10 protein-coding genes are annotated in these 14,675 nt (G+C 64.4%); 5 read left to right on the top strand and 5 right to left on the bottom strand.

The window, feature by feature from the left end:
- The first annotated feature begins 158 nt into the window (after positions 1–158).
- The 3 genes from I1M21_RS05625 to I1M21_RS05615 all read left to right on the top strand — a co-directional run bounded on the left by I1M21_RS05625 (position 159) and on the right by I1M21_RS05615 (position 3,473).
- The gene (locus I1M21_RS05625; RefSeq protein WP_195192778.1) at positions 159–1,040 is read left to right on the top strand and encodes an SDR family NAD(P)-dependent oxidoreductase; all 882 of its coding nucleotides are present in this window, start codon (positions 159–161) and stop codon (positions 1,038–1,040) included.
- 66 nt (positions 1,041–1,106) lie between these two features.
- Entirely contained in the window at positions 1,107–2,363 is a 1,257-nt protein-coding gene (locus I1M21_RS05620; protein WP_117646283.1) for an MFS transporter, read from the top strand.
- Between the two features lie 69 nt (positions 2,364–2,432).
- Positions 2,433–3,473 (top strand): Gfo/Idh/MocA family protein, encoded by a 1,041-nt coding sequence (locus I1M21_RS05615; protein ID WP_195192777.1) that lies wholly within the window; start codon positions 2,433–2,435, stop codon positions 3,471–3,473.
- A 258-nt stretch (positions 3,474–3,731) separates the two neighbouring features.
- Here the strand turns inward: I1M21_RS05615 and I1M21_RS05610 are convergent, their stop codons facing one another.
- On the bottom strand, positions 3,732–4,970 hold the full coding sequence (locus I1M21_RS05610; RefSeq protein WP_195192776.1) for an IS110 family RNA-guided transposase: 1,239 nt from the start codon (positions 4,968–4,970) through the stop codon (positions 3,732–3,734).
- A gap of 474 nt (positions 4,971–5,444) precedes the next feature.
- Between I1M21_RS05610 and I1M21_RS05605 the strand changes: the two genes are divergently transcribed.
- Positions 5,445–7,592 carry a Tex family protein gene (locus I1M21_RS05605; RefSeq protein ID WP_195192775.1) on the top strand — a complete coding sequence of 716 codons (2,148 nt, stop codon included), beginning with the start codon at positions 5,445–5,447 and terminating at the stop codon, positions 7,590–7,592.
- A gap of 224 nt (positions 7,593–7,816) precedes the next feature.
- On the opposite strand, the gene I1M21_RS05600 is transcribed toward I1M21_RS05605, so the two are convergent.
- Both I1M21_RS05600 and I1M21_RS05595 read right to left on the bottom strand, forming a co-directional pair.
- The gene (locus tag I1M21_RS05600; RefSeq protein ID WP_229025632.1) at positions 7,817–8,521 is read right to left on the bottom strand and encodes a transaldolase; all 705 of its coding nucleotides are present in this window, start codon (positions 8,519–8,521) and stop codon (positions 7,817–7,819) included.
- Between the two features lie 193 nt (positions 8,522–8,714).
- Positions 8,715–9,542 (bottom strand): HAD-IIB family hydrolase, encoded by an 828-nt coding sequence (locus I1M21_RS05595; RefSeq protein ID WP_195192773.1) that lies wholly within the window; start codon positions 9,540–9,542, stop codon positions 8,715–8,717.
- 75 nt (positions 9,543–9,617) lie between these two features.
- Here I1M21_RS05595 and rlmKL point away from each other — a divergent pair, with 75 nt between their 5' ends.
- Positions 9,618–12,176: a bifunctional 23S rRNA (guanine(2069)-N(7))-methyltransferase RlmK/23S rRNA (guanine(2445)-N(2))-methyltransferase RlmL gene (gene rlmKL / locus I1M21_RS05590; protein ID WP_195192772.1), complete on the top strand. Its 2,559-nt coding sequence runs from the start codon at positions 9,618–9,620 to the stop codon at positions 12,174–12,176.
- A gap of 94 nt (positions 12,177–12,270) precedes the next feature.
- Here rlmKL and I1M21_RS05585 read toward each other — a convergent pair whose 3' ends face one another.
- Both I1M21_RS05585 and I1M21_RS05580 read right to left on the bottom strand, forming a co-directional pair.
- Positions 12,271–12,984 (bottom strand): response regulator, encoded by a 714-nt coding sequence (locus I1M21_RS05585; protein WP_195192771.1) that lies wholly within the window; start codon positions 12,982–12,984, stop codon positions 12,271–12,273.
- A gap of 4 nt (positions 12,985–12,988) precedes the next feature.
- The gene (locus tag I1M21_RS05580) at positions 12,989–14,614 is read right to left on the bottom strand and encodes a sensor histidine kinase (protein ID WP_195192770.1); all 1,626 of its coding nucleotides are present in this window, start codon (positions 14,612–14,614) and stop codon (positions 12,989–12,991) included.
- Between the last annotated feature and the right edge of the window lie 61 nt (positions 14,615–14,675).

Below are 14,675 nucleotides of genomic sequence, written 5' to 3'. Positions count from 1 at the left end.
AGAATAAGCTGCATCGCACAGTGTAAACCTACGGTTAACGCCATTCTAACAAATATGCAATTCACCTGCGCAAATGCAAAGCATACGATAACCAGCGAAAACCACGTGGGTCGGTTAATGGGAGCGACCCACCGGGAGGCACAAGAAGGGAAGTTCCTATGAGCAATTGGCTTAAGCTCGAGGGCGATGTCTGCGCCGTGACCGGCGCGCTCGGCGGTATGGGCGCCGAGATCTGCCGCGAGTTCGCCCGCAATGGCGCCAACGTCGTCATGCTCGACCTGGACGAGGAGAAGGTCAAGGCCGCTGCCGCCGACCTCGCTGTCGAATTTGGCATCCACGCCGAGGGCTACAAGATGAACGCCACCGACGAGGCCGAGGTTCAGGCTGCCGTCGACGCAACCATCGCCAACTTCGGCCGCGTCGACGTCCTCGTCAACACCGCCGGTATCCTGCGCTTCGCCGCCATGGAGGACCTGCCGCTGAGCGACTGGGAGCAGGTGCTCAACGTCAACCTCACCGGTTACTTCATCACCTCGCAGCGCTTTGGTCGCGAGATGATCAAGGCCGGCCAGGGTCGCCTGGTGCACATCTCGACCGTCGCCAGCCACTCCCCCGAGACGTTCTCGGGCGTGTACAGCTCCACCAAGGCCGGCGTCAACATGATGTCCAAGATGCTCGCCGCCGAGTGGGGCCCCTACGGCGTCCGCTCCAACTGCGTCGAGCCCTGCTTCGTTAAGACCCCGATGTCGGCCAACTTCTACGCCGACCCCGAGGTCGAAAAGAACCGCAGCCGTCTGATCGCCACGCGCCGCATCGGCGAGGTCAGCGATATCGCCAACGCCGTCATGTTCCTGGCGTCCACACGCTCGGACTTTACCACCGGCGACGCCATCAAGGTCGACGGCGGCTTCTCCAACATGATGGGCGACCTCACCGCCAAGCCCGGCGGCCGTCGCGCCTATGCCGACAACTACCTTAAGAACAAGGGTGTCGAGCTTTGGTCCGATGAGTCCGGTGTCGCCAAGCCGACCGACCAGTAAACCAACCTGGCAGGGAGGTCCCGCGGACACGCCCGCTCCTCCCCCGTATCGATTAGAAAGAGTCCAATGGCTTCCACCAACTCCAACAAGGGTCGCGCCGTCGTGCTTTCCGCCGCGTGCGTCACCATGTTCTTCATCAGCTCCATCGCGCTGTATTCCGTCGTGAGCAAGAACCTGCTCGCCGTCTACCCCGAGTGGTCCAGCGCCCTTACCTGGGCTTTCCCCGTCTTCCAGACCATCATGGCCGTGACGGGCATCTTCGCCGGCCGCATCTCCGACAAGATCGGTCCGCGCAACGTCGTGATCGCTGCCGCCGTGTGCTACGGCCTGGGCTGGTTCATGTCCGGCACCGTCACCGAGCCGTGGCAGTTCTACCTGTGGTTCTCGCTCGTCGCCGCCATTGGCAACGGTCTGGGCTACAACCCGGCGCTCACCACCGGCCAAAAGTGGTTCATTGACAAGAAGGGCCTCGCCTCCGGCATCACCCTGGCCGCTTCGACCGCCGGCCCCGCCGTGCTGTCCCCGGTGCTCGCCTCGCTGCTCATCCCGAGCCTGGGCATCTTTGGCGCCCTCAAGGCACTCGGCGTCATCTTCTTTGTGACGATCGCCGCCTCCGCCCTGTTCCTGAAGGCCCCCGAGGCCGGCTGGCTGCCCGAGGGCTTCGAGGCCCCCAAGGGCGGCGCGCATGCCGGCACCTTCGGCGACCTCACCCCGGGCGAGATGGTCAAGACCCCGCGCTTCTGGGTCCTCATCGTCACCTTCGCCTTTGCCGCCACCGCGGGCACCCTGCTCGTGGGCAAGGTTGCCTCCATCGCCGCCGTCCAGCTTTTCGCCGACCCCACGAGCGCCGCGGCCGTCGCCCTCGGCGGGGTAGTGGTCTCCGTCAACACCTGCGCCAACCTGGTTGGTCGTCTGTCCTTTGGCCAGATCATCGACAAGCTCGGCGCCTATAAGTCGCTGCTCATCAGCCTTGTCGTCACCATCGTCGCACTCGTCATCATGTCGATGAGCTTTACGCAGAGTATGTTCTTTGTGGCGCTCGCCCTGCTCGGCTTTAGCTTTGGCGCCCTGCTCGTCATCTACCCGCCGCTCACCGGTGGCGCCTTCGGCACCAGCAACATCGGCGTCAACTACGGCATCATGTTTTTGGGCTATGCCGCTTCCACCTGGATCAGCCAGCCCATCACCGCCGTGCTGTATCACGCCGAGGCTGGCAGCGCCGCCTACCAGCAGTCCTTCTACGGCGCCATTGTGATCGCCGCCATCGCCGTCGTGCTCACCGTCTACATGATGGTCTCCGACAGCAAGAAGAAGTCCGCCTAGTTTTACCGATGCGACAAAGGGACAGCCCCTTTGTCGCATTCCACCGGCCACCAGTATTAAGGAGTCGAAATGTCTGAGCTCAACCCCGTCCGCATTGCCGTTATCGGCGCCGGCGCCATGGGCCGCAACCACATCCGCTTTGTCACCGAGGAGCCCGAGGCCGAGCTCGTCGCCATCGCCGACGCCTTTGAGGGCGCCCGCGCCACGGCCGAGGCCGCCGGCGTGCCGTTTTACACCGATCCCGCCCAGATGATGGACGAGGTCAAGCCCGAGGCCGTCATCATCGCCACCCCCAACGACCTGCACCTGGGCGTTGCCCGCGAGGCCATCAAGCGCAACATCGTGCCGTTGGTCGAAAAGCCGATTTCCAACGACCTCGAGGATGCCCAGGCCTTCGCCACCGAGGCCGAGACCGCCGGCGTGCCCGTGCTCGTGGGTCAGCACCGTCGCCACAACCCCTTCGTCAACAAGGCCAAGGAGATCATCGAGTCCGGCGAGCTGGGCAAGCTCACCGTGTCGAGCTTCCACTACATGATCTATAAGAATGACGAGTATTTCGACGTCGAGTGGCGCCGCAAGAAGGGTGCCGGCCCGATCCTGGTCAACCTGGTGCACGACGTCGACCTGCTCCGCTACCTGCTGGGCGAGCCCGTTGCCGTCCAGGGTATGCAGTCCAGCGCCGCCCGCGGTTTTGAGACCGAGGACTCCGCCGTGGTCAACGTCCGTTTTGCCGACGGCGCGCTCGCGAGCATGACCATCTCTGACGCTACCGCCAGCCCCTGGAACTGGGAGGCGACCGCTCGCGAGGATCCGCAGTACCGTCCCTTCGACGCCGACGCCTACTTTATCGGCGGCACTAAGGGCGCCCTGTCGCTGCCCCGCCTGCACCAGTTCTCCTACGACGGCGCCTCTAACTGGCACAAGCCGCTGCAGATGGAGATCCCGGCTGTGGACCCGGCGCTGCCGCACAAGATGCAGCTCAAACACTTTGTGAAGGTCGTCCGCCGCGAGGTCGAGCCCGTCGTGACCCCCGCCGACAACGTCAAGACGCTCACGCTTCTCAACGCCATCAAGGAGGCCGCCGAGACCGGCCAGCTCGTCGAGCTGTAATGCCTTAAGAGCGGGCCGCGGCAAACTCCCCGCCGAGCGCCTCGGCCCGCCACCAACAAGCCCCTCTTCTTTGCCCCGCGAGCAGCCTCCTGCCCGCGGGGCATTTTGCTACCTTGCCGATGATTTTTCTGGGGCGGGGGCTATTTTGCACCTCGGCTTGATTCGTTCGCCACGAAATGGGCCTATCTACTACGTTTAACCGACCACCCTTAACCATACAGAATTTCGCGAAATAAAAACCGACGCTCCTATAAGTTGTCAAGAGGCAGTTTGCGGGAGCGCTCCCTTCAATTCGCACAGGAGCTCGTAATACCTTCTCTCCAGTTTCGTCGACCGCCGTCTCCCATGTTCCAGGTGCCCGAGTGTGGCTGCGGACAGGCCGAGCCCTTCGGCGGCCTGCCTCTGGGTCACCCGCATCGCCTTGCGCATCTTCGCGAGCTCGGGGCCTTCCGGCGCGGCGCCGTCGGGGTTCGGGTCCATGAGCACGCGGTACACCTCCCGCGCTATGTAGCGCTTCAGGCAGCGGATCGCCTCCCTCCGGGACTTCCCCTCGGAGGTTCGCCTCGCCACGTACCTCTTCGTCCTCTCGTCGTATGCCATGCGCTTGATCGCGATCTCGTAGAGCGCCCAGTTCGCCTGCCGGTTGCCGCCGCGGTTGAGCCTGTGCCGCTCCGTCTTCCCGCTCGACGCGGGAATCGGGGAGACGCCGCACAGCATCGAGAACGCCGCCTCGCCCTTCAGCCTGCCGGGGTTGTCGCCGGCGGCCACGACCAGGGCGGCGGCGGTCGTCGTGCCGCAGCCCTCGACGCCGAGCAGCGCGGGCGCGTTCGCCTCCAGCAGCGCGCGGATGCGCTCGTCGCAGGACTCGACCTGGCTGCGGGCCTCCTTCCAGACCGCCGCGACGGACCGCAGCGAGGCCAGCACGCTCTCCTCGAGCGCGTCGCCGGCCTTTCTCCTGCGCGCGAGCAGCGGCATGAGGTCCTTCGGCCGCTCGCGGCCCCTGAACCGCTCCCTCAGGGCGCCCGGGGCCGTCGTGAGCATCGACTTCGCGCAGGCCACGCAGGACGTGGACGTCGCGACGGCCAGCCTGCGCGCGACGTAGAGCTGGCGCACCGCCTCGACCCAGCCGTCCTGCGACTTCGGCACGGAGCAGCCCCTCCCGGACGCCGCCTTGCGCGCCGCGCGCTCGGCGTCCAGCGGGTCGCTCTTCCCCTCGCCGGGCCTCGCCTTGTCCCTCTTGGGCCTGAGCACCTCGACCACGTTGTACCCGAGCTCCACGAGCCTCCTCGTCAGCCCGGCCCCGTACGACGCCGTGCCCTCGACGCCGACGACCGCGCAGCTCCCCGGGTCGCCTATCGCCTCCGCCAGCCTGTCGTAGCCCTCGGGGTCGGCCCTGAAGCTCCCGCTCCAGATCTTCCTCCCGAGGCCGTCGAGCAGGCACAGGACATGCACGTCCTTGTGCGTGTCGACGCCCGCGATGACCGTTTCGCCTTCCATTTTCGCTCCCCTCGGTCTGCCGCCTGCTCCGCGCCCGAGCCTCCCAGACATTGCACTGACGGGAGCGCTACAATCAAGTTGGCTTGTCCGATTGTCCGCGCTCATGCCCCTATTAGGTCATGGCAGGACTCCGGGTCGCGGAAGCCGGGGCGAGACAGGTCGGATTTGAGGACGGCCGAAGAGGCGTCAGCAGGTCAGTGGGTCATCGTCCCGGCGTTCGGCATCAGGGTAGCGCTGCGACGCGGAAATCGCGCGCCGTTGACGCGCCCCCGCAGTGCCCGCTTCCCCCAAGGACAATTATCAGTGCAGGTAGACGGGTTGCGTATTTTCGGAAAAACCAGGTATGGTCGACCCATGCGGTTCAAACGTAGTAGATAGGCCGTTTTCGTGGCGCGGCCCCAAAACAGTCTTTTGGGGCGGGTGGTATCCTTGGTAGCCCTGTGCTGCAAACGCACCTTAAACGCAAGGAGTTCCATGGATCTTATCGCCCAGCTCGCCCGCGAGCTCAACCTTAAGGCCGCCAACATCGAGGCGGCCGTCAAACTCATCGACGAGGGCAACACCATCCCCTTTATCTCGCGCTACCGCAAGGAAGCCACGGGCGGCATGGACGACGTCGCCCTGCGCACACTCGACGAGCGCCTGTCTTACCTGCGCAATCTTGAGCAGCGCAAAGAGGACGTCATCCTGCTCATCGATGCCCAGGGCAAACTCACGCCCGAACTCGAGCAGCAGATTCGCGAGGCCACGCAGCTCCAGCGTGTCGAGGACCTCTACAAGCCCTACCGTAAAAAGCGCATGACCCGCGCGCAGAAGGCCCGCGAGGCGGGCCTGGAGCCACTCGCCAACATGATCATCATGCAGGCCTCGGCCAAGGGCAGCGCACTCGACGCCGCCGCGGCCTACGTCAACGAGGAGGCTGGCTTCGACACACCCGAGAAGGCGCTCGCCGGTGCGGCGGACATCGTGGCCGAGACGGTGGCCGAGGACCCCGAGAACGTCGCCGACCTGCGCGCCTTTACGCAGAGCACCGCCGACATCATCGTCGAGGCCACCGACCCCGCTGAGAAGACCCCCTACGAGCCGTACTACAGCTATGATGAGCCGCTGCGCCGCATCCCCAACCACCGTGTGCTGGCTATCGACCGCGGTGAGCGCGAGGGCAAGCTCCGCGTGCGCGTGAACGTCGACGGCGCCGCTGCCACGGCACGCCTCGGCAGCCGTTGGCCCCGTCGCCAGGGCGTCTTCGCGCCCGTCTTTGACGCCGCCATCGCCGACGGCTACAAGCGCCTGATGGCCCCCTCGCTGGAGCGCGAGGCCCGCGCCAAGCTCACCGTACGCGCCCAGACCGAGGCCATCAACGTCTTTGCCAAGAATCTCGAGGGCCTGCTCTCGGCACGCCCCGTGCGCGGCGCCCGCGTGCTCGCACTTGACCCGGGCTACCGCACCGGCTGCAAGGTGGCCGTCATGGACGAGACCGGCAAGCTGCTCGACCACGGTGTGGTCTACCCCACCAAGCCGCGCCACGACGTCGCCGGCACCAAGCGCGAGCTTGCCCGCCTCGTCAAGAAGGACGGCGTCAACACCATCGTCATCGGCAACGGCACCGCCAGCCGCGAGACCGAGGAAGTCGTCTCGGAGTTCATTGCCGAGCAGGCACCCGGCCTTCGCTACACCATCGTCAACGAAGCCGGCGCGTCGGTGTACTCGGCTTCCGAGCTCGCCAGCCAGGAGTATCCCGACTTGGACGTCACCGTGCGTGGCGCCATGAGCCTGGGCCGCCGCCTGCAGGACCCGCTGGCAGAGCTCGTCAAGATTCCGCCCCAGTCCATCGGCGTGGGCCAGTACCAGCACGACCTTGACCAGGCCGAGCTTTCGCGCACTCTGGGCCACGTGGTGGAGGACGTCGTCAACCGCGTAGGCGTCGACGTAAACACCGCGAGCGCGAGCCTGCTGGGATACGTATCGGGCATCACGCCAAGCGTGGCCAAAAACATCGTGGCCTACCGCGAGGAAAACGGCGCCTTTACCGATCGTCGCCAGCTCAAGAAGGTCCCCAAGCTGGGACCCAAGGCATATCTCAACGCCGCGGGCTTTTTGCGCATCAGTGGCGGCAAGAACCCGCTTGACGCGACAAGCGTCCACCCCGAGAGCTACGAGGTGGCCACATCCGTCTTGGAGCGCGCCGGTGTGGCGGCCAGTGAACTCAGCCGTGGCGGCGTGCCCGATATCGAGCGCCGTCTGGGCAGCATCTCGGCGCTGGCAAGCGACCTGGACTGCGGCACCCTGACGCTCATCGACATTGTCAACGAGCTCAAGAAGCCCGGTCGCGACCCGCGCGACGACGCGCCCGAGGTGGTCTTTAGCCGCTCAGCGCTTTCCATCGACGACCTGGAGCCCGGCATGGAGCTCAAGGGGACGGTGCGCAACGTTGTGGACTTTGGCGCCTTCGTCGACGTGGGCGTGCACCAGGACGGCCTCGTGCACATCTCCAAGCTGGCCAACCGCTTCGTCAAGCACCCCAGCGACGTGGTGCGCGTCGGCGACACGGTCAAGGTGTGGGTCGAAAAGGTCGATCGCGACCGCAAGAAGATCTCCCTCACCATGGTGCAGGGGAAGTAAACCGCCAAAGCAGGGGTACCCCCTGCAGCGACGTGCAAAATCGCGAGTATTCTGCAAATTCCGCCGTTCCGGATGCCCCTCAGAGACGAAAAAACAAAAACAGCCCCCGTTTTAGCGTCGTCAGAGCCAAAACGGGGGCTGTTCCATGCTTCGGTAAACTGGTAAAAGCCTTTACCTTGCTGAATACTCGCGATTTTGCACGTCGCTACAGGGGGTACCCTTGCTTACGGCAGAATATGAAAGCCGAGCGAGGCGATATCCTTGGCAAAGCCGCGGACGGTGTCGAGCGAGACCTCGTACGGGTCGCGACCGATGTTCTTGCGCTTGGCCAGGATGCTGTTGGGCACCGTGATGATCTGGCAACCGCAGGCCTCGGCCTGGTAAATATTGATGAGCTCGCGCGTGGACGCCCACAGGACCTCGCAGTTGGGCTTTGCGGCGGCCTTCTTGACCGACTCCGTCATAAACGGAATGGGATCGACGCCGGTGTCGGCGATGCGGCCGGCAAAGAGCGAGATGATGGACGGCGTCTCGGCGTCAACGGCCTCGACCATCTCGTCAACCTGCTTAGGCGTAAAGATGGTGGTGACGTTGACCTTGATGCCGTCGGCCGAAAGCTTGCGCACCAGCTCGGCGGTGGACTCGCCCTTGGTGGTCACGCACGGAATCTTGACGTAGACGTTCTCGGCCCAGGTAGCGATCTCGTGGGCCTCGACCTCCATGGTCTCGACGTCGTCGGCAAAGACCTCAAACGAGACGGATACATCGGTGATGTGGGCCAGGACCTCCTTGGCAAACGCGCGGTAATCCGTCACGCCGCCCTTCTTCATAAGGGACGGGTTGGTCGTGAAACCCTGAACGTTGCCGTTCTCGTACATGTCGAGCATGCCCTCGAGGTTTGCACCGTCAGCGAACACCTTGATTGCCATCTGCCTGATTCCTTTCGTTAGCATACGGCCGATAAACTGCTAAACACTTTACCTACGTTTATCAAGGCGTGAACTGCGGTTTTTTATCTTCTCGGCGAACGGTATGAACACCTCAGTGTTTGGATTGATAAATCGATTGAGCATGCAAAAGCAAAGAGTCGCAGTTTGAGCAAACGTCAGAACGCGGGATTCATTAGATGAGGCCGAAATGCTGCATCGCCGTGACGGTGCCGTCGTGTGCGACATCGTCGGTCACGTAGTCGGCGACCGCCTTGACCTCGGGCATGGCGTTGCCCATAGCAACGGCCGTCTCCACGGCAGCGAGCATACCCAGATCGTTGCCGGAATCACCAAAGCCAAAGGTGCGCGCGTTGCCGGTGCGACCCAGGTATTCCAGCGCTCGCGCCACGCCCACGCCCTTGTCGATGCCCTTGGGGCTCAGCTCGCGATTCTGACCACCGGTGTTGCAGACCTCAAAATAGCGCTCGATAAAGCCGTCATCGCCGGCTACGCGAGCCAAACTGGGCACACTGAGGCCTACCTTGCCCACGCGTAGACGGCCGTCGACGCGCATTTCCTCGGTGCTGTGCACCACAGAAGTGCCGATCAGAGATGACTGCTCAACACCCGCGGGTTCCAGGGCAAAAGTAGCCACGTTGGTCTCGAAAAAGGCTTCAATCCCTGCCGCGGCCATACGGCGTGCAAGCTCCTCAACAATGTCTTCGTCAAAGCAGTCCTCATACACCACGCGGCCCTCGACCTCGAGCGTGGCGCCCGCCATGGCAACGACGCCCGCGAGGTCGAGCGCACGCAAGCTATCGGCGATGAGCCACAGGGGGCGACCCGTGCAGATAAACGCCTTGTGTCCCGCGTCGCGCAGACGATGAAACGCCTCGACGACCGCCTGCGAGGGGTGAACCGCCGAAAAGTCCTTGTCGGTCATGTTGTCGGGATCGAACGACGTCAGCGTGCCGTCCACGTCAAAAAAGAGCACGGCGGAATCGGGGCACGCATCAATCATATGGGTTCCTTTCGGGGGCGAGAGTAAACGAAGTATCCATCATATAATGGAGCAACGCAACCAGAGAGGTCACCCATGGAATTTTACGCAAGCTGCCCCGAGGGCTTTGAGTCCGCACTCGCCGATGAGCTTAAACGCCTCGGACTTTCGCATGTTCGCCGGCTGAAGGGCCGCGCTACATTTGAGGGCGAGCTCGAAGAAGGCTACCGCGCCTGTCTGTGGTCACGCCTGGCGAGCCGTGTGTTCGTGGTACTCGGGCGCTTTGAGGCGCAGAATGCCGATGAACTGTACGATAGCGTTTACGACATCGCCTGGGAGACCATCATCCGCCCCGGCGCCACCATCGCCATCACCGCCCGCGGCGTGACCGAGCAGCTGCGCAACACGCGCTTCTCGGCCCTGCGCGCCAAGGACGCGCTGTGCGACCGTCTGGCCGAGACCACGGGCCGTCGCGCCGACGTCGATGCCGCCGACCCCGATATTCACCTACTGCTTTCGCTGCGCCAGCGCCGCGCGAGCATAAGCCTGGACCTTTCGGGCGACCCGCTGTTCAAGCGCCTGCCGCCCGCGGCGACCCGTGCCGGCGAGGGCGCGCACGTGCTGCGCCCCGACTACGCCGCCCTGGTGCTGGCGCAGGTCGGCTGGACCGCACTGTGCGAGCGCGAGTTGACGGCCGACGATTACGAGAATGAAGCCCTTCCCACGCTGATCGATGCTTCGTGCGCCGGCGGCGGTCTGCTGCTAGAGGCCGTGAACATTCTGACCGACCGCGCCCCGGGCGCCGCACGCGAGCGCTGGGGCTTTGAGGGCTGGCAGCTGCACGACGCCGCTCTGTGGGAGCAGCTGCTTGCCGAGGCGCGCGAACGCGAGGCGGCAGCACGCGAGCGCCAGGCACGCATCGTGGCCGCGGACATCGACCCTGCCGCCCGCAAGACCGCCGAGCGCATGGTTAAGTGTGCCGGCTACAAGCGCTTTGTCGATTTTTGCGCCGCCAAGTCCGCCACCGTGCTGGACCACGCAGGTGCCGTTGCCGGTGCCGCCCTGGTCGCGGACACAACCGAGACCCCGCTTTCGCTCATGCACGACGCCATGACGCTGATCGGCGAACTGCGCCGCGCGCCTGAGCTCACCGCCGCGCCGGTCGCCGCGCTCACCCGCGACGGATTGCTGGCCCGCGCGCTCCACGCCGAGCCCGAGCGTTCGATCGCCATCATGCCCAACAACGAGGAGGCAACCGTCGAAGTCTGGCCCTCGCTCGACCACGCCGCCGCAGCGTTTGAGGCTGCGACCAGCGCAAACACCGAGGAGCAGACCGCGGACGCCGAAGACGAAGCCGCCGACACCCTCATGCCCGAGCCCGCCGCCACGCTCGACCTGGGCGACGGCAAGCCGCTGCCCGTGCTCATCCCCGAGTCCGAGCAGTTCGCCAACCGTCTGCGCAAGAACGCCCGCCTGCGCCGCAAGTGGGCTAAGCGCGAGGGTGTGAGCTGCTACCGCGTCTACGACGCCGACCTGCCCGATTACTCCGCTGCCATCGACCTGTACGAGGGCTGCCCGCAGACGCCGGGCCGCTGGCTCGTCATCGCCGAATACGCTGCGCCCAAGACCATCGACCCCGCGCTGGCTCAGGCCCGTATGCTCGACATCTTGGCCATCGCGCCGCGTATTCTTGATGTTCCGGCCGAGCACGTGCACGCCAAGGCCCGCATGCGTTCGCGCGGCGGCTCGCAGTACGGCAAACAGGGCGCCGGCAAGGGCGCATCGGGCGAGCGCGCCAACATCGCGCGCCGTCGTCTGCCGCTCATCGAAGAGGGCGGCCTTACCTTTGCCGTCAACTTTGACGATTATCTGGATGTGGGCATCTTCCTGGACCACCGCGTCACCCGCAACCTGGTGCGCGAGCACGCCAAACAGGCGCGCCGCTTCCTCAACCTGTTCGCCTACACCGGTACCGCCACCTGCTATGCGGCAGACGGCGGCGTCGAGGAAACTGTGACGGTCGACCTTTCCAACACCTACCTGGACTGGGCCGAGCGCAACATGCGCCAGAACGGCTTTGTGGGTCCGCAGCATCACTTTGTGCGCGACGACGTGCTTGCCTGGATTCGCGACCAGCGCCAGACGCGCAACCGCTGGGACCTGATCTTTGTCGACCCACCCACGTTTTCGAACTCGTCCAAGATGGGCCGCCGCACCTGGGACGTCCAGCGCGACCATGTTGAGCTTTTGGCCGGCGTATCGCGCCTGCTCGCACAGGGCGGACATACCATCTTTAGCTGCAACCTGCGCGGCTTCCGTCCCGAGACGCGCAAGCTCGCGCGTGCGGGCGTGGTGCTGGAGGACATTACGGCACAGACCATCCCCGAGGACTTCGCGCGCAACCAGAAGGTGCACCATTGCTATATCGTGCGCCGCCTGCCCATCGAGGACGCCATGGCCGAGGCAGGCTTTAGCGCCGAGGAGATTGCCGAGCGAACCGAGGAGCTGCGCAACCCCGAGGCCCGCAAACCCCGTGCGGCAGTGCCCGCGCACGCGCAGACCGGCAACGGCAAGTCCAACTTTGCCGGCAAACCTTCCCCTGCCGGCAAGTCCAAAAAGAAGAAGTTCTACGCCAGCAAGCCCAAAGGCAAATAACAAAGTTGCGGTGGAATACGGACTGTTTTGCCTGGAATTAGGCAAATTTAGACCGTATTTCACCGCAACTCATAGTGGAATGGCGGACGCCGTCCTACCCTTGGGTGACCAGGCGATAGCCGATACCCACGTGCGTTTGGATATAGCGCGGATGCGCGGGGTCGGACTCAATCTTCTTGCGCAGCGTGCCCATAAAGACGCGCAGGCTCGCCAGGTCGCTCTTAGTTGCCGTGCCCCAAATCTCGTGCAGGATAAACTGGTGCGTCAGTACCTTGTCGGCGTTGTGTGCCAGCAGGCACAGGAGCTTATACTCGATCGGCGTCAGATGCAGTTCCTCGCCATCCATCGTGGCGATGCCGGCATCAAAATCGATATGCAGCTCGCCGGTATCGAACGAGCCCTCGGAGACAACGCCGCCCGTTTGCGCATACGAAAGGCGCCTGAGCGTCGTGCGAATGCGCGCGAGCAGCTCCTCGACCGAAAACGGCTTGGTCAGATAGTCGTCGGCACCGGCATCGAGCGCGCGGATTTTGTCCGCATCCTCGCTGCGCGCCGAGACCACGATAATCGGCATGCCCGACCATGCGCGCACCGACTCCACCACCTTGACGCCGTCCATATCGGGCAGGCCCAGATCGAGCAGCACAATGCTCGGCGTCTGCGACGAGGCGGCGGCGATGGCGGCATGGGCGGTCTCCACAGCCATATGGCGCAAGCCGTGCGCCTCGAGCGCGGCAACAATAAGATTGCGGACGGCAGGGTCGTCCTCAACGACCAAGATGAGCGGTTTTACGGCAGAGTTCGGCACAGCGCTACTCCTTATCAAACGAAACGTCGGCGGCAGGAAGCTCAATCGTAAAGACCGAGCCGTGCGGGTCCGCCGCGGCAACCTCTATGCTACCGCCATGCGCCAGCGCAATGGAGCGGCAGAGCGAAAGACCCAGGCCCACGCTGCGGTGACTGTCAGCCAGACCGTGGTTGGCGGTGTAGAACGACTCAAAGATGCGCTCGCGATCCTCGGGTGCGATGCCCGGACCATCATCGGCCACCGAGCACGCCACGCGTCCATCGTCGACGCTAATCGAAATCATGATATGCGAGCCTGCGGGCGTATAGGTGATGGCGTTGTTCACCAGATTGACCACTAGCTGCACCATCAGGCGCGCATCGACGTTGACGAGCGCCGGCTCATCGCACGCCACCACCTTAAGGTCGTGCTCGCGCACGGCCGGACTTACGTGGCGCAGCGCCTCCTCGACGATATCGTCCATGAGCTCGAGCGTAGTCGACAGATGCATACCGTCGCCCTCGAGCTTGGTGATGGCAAGTAGGTTCTCGACGGTAGCGTTGAGCCATTGCGCATCCGAGCGAATGGACAGGAGCAGGCCGCGGCGCGTCTGGGCATCGAGCACCGCGGTGCCGGTCGAGCCCTGGTCGAGCAGCACATCGGCATTGCCCGAAATACTGGTGAGCGGCGTGCGCAGGTCGTGCGAGATGGAGCGCAGCAGGTTGGCGCGCAGCTGCTCGTTTTTGGCGAGCACCGCCGCCTCCTCGCGGGCCTCCATGGCGCGGGCGCGATCGAGTGCCAGCTCGCCTTCGCTCACGATGGCATCGGCAAGTGTCCGCTCCTCGTGCGTCAGCACGTCGGGCTCGGCAACGATAGCCAGCACGCCCACCACCGAGGCGGGGTCGCCCGAGCGCACGAAGCCGTCGCCCGTGCGAACCGTCAGGTAGATGCCATAAAACGCCGAGCCACCATAGGTGGCATCGAGCGGCGTTCCCACATAGGCGGACGCCGAGAGCCGCGGCGGCATCTGAGGCGCCAGTTCGTGCACCGGCGCGGCATCGCCCACGGCCGTGTATGTCGCACGCGGCAGCAGGTCATCGCCCTCGGCGTCAGCGCTGTACCACACGACCGGACAGCCCGAAAGACGCGCCAGCTGCGTTGACATAGCATGGACAATCTGCTGCTGATCGGCGCACCGCTGCAGCATGCGGTTGGTCTCGAGCACCATATGCGTGCGGCGGTCGCTGGCGGCAGCCTGTGCCAAGGCGCGGCGCAGGGCCAACGCAATCGAGCTCGACACAAGCGAGACCACAAACATGATGAAGAACATGCCGGGATAGCCGCGGTCGATAAGCGACAGCGAGTAGCGCGGGTCGACAAACAAGAAGTTGTAGAGCGCCACGGCGGCAGCCGAGCTCAGCAAGCAATACAGGCGACTCCAGGTAAAGAATGCGCACAGCTGAACGGCGAACACATAGACGATCATGATGCTCGGCGCGAGACCCGGATGGTCGAGCAGCGCGCCCACAATCGTCGCCGCGACCAGCAGCCCCACCGACACGCAGGCGTCATACAGAGGAGTGCGGCGCGTCAGCGTTGTGCGCCGCCACCAAAAGCTATCGGCAATATCGCCATCCGTACGGACGTCCATCAGCGCCCCGCCCCTCTCTCAAAAACAAAAACCACCACAAAGGGACAGGCACCTTTGTGGT

The organism is Collinsella aerofaciens, assembly GCF_015546965.1.
GTDB classification, from domain to species: Bacteria; Actinomycetota; Coriobacteriia; order Coriobacteriales; family Coriobacteriaceae; genus Collinsella; species Collinsella aerofaciens_X.
The sequence above is the reverse complement of the archived record's forward strand: the minus strand, read 5'-3'. Positions and strand labels throughout refer to the sequence as shown.

Coding starts and splice junctions, on each gene's coding strand:
- I1M21_RS05610 (WP_195192776.1), bottom strand. CDS start 4,970: ATGGAAGGCGAAACGGTCATCGCGGGCGTCGACACGCACAAGGACGTG.
- I1M21_RS05600 (WP_229025632.1), bottom strand. CDS start 8,521: ATGGCAATCAAGGTGTTCGCTGACGGTGCAAACCTCGAGGGCATGCTC.
- rlmKL (WP_195192772.1), top strand. CDS start 9,618: ATGGAATTTTACGCAAGCTGCCCCGAGGGCTTTGAGTCCGCACTCGCC.
- I1M21_RS05595 (WP_195192773.1), bottom strand. CDS start 9,542: ATGATTGATGCGTGCCCCGATTCCGCCGTGCTCTTTTTTGACGTGGAC.
- I1M21_RS05605 (WP_195192775.1), top strand. CDS start 5,445: ATGGATCTTATCGCCCAGCTCGCCCGCGAGCTCAACCTTAAGGCCGCC.
- I1M21_RS05615 (WP_195192777.1), top strand. CDS start 2,433: ATGTCTGAGCTCAACCCCGTCCGCATTGCCGTTATCGGCGCCGGCGCC.
- I1M21_RS05580 (WP_195192770.1), bottom strand. CDS start 14,614: ATGGACGTCCGTACGGATGGCGATATTGCCGATAGCTTTTGGTGGCGG.
- I1M21_RS05625 (WP_195192778.1), top strand. CDS start 159: ATGAGCAATTGGCTTAAGCTCGAGGGCGATGTCTGCGCCGTGACCGGC.
- I1M21_RS05620 (WP_117646283.1), top strand. CDS start 1,107: ATGGCTTCCACCAACTCCAACAAGGGTCGCGCCGTCGTGCTTTCCGCC.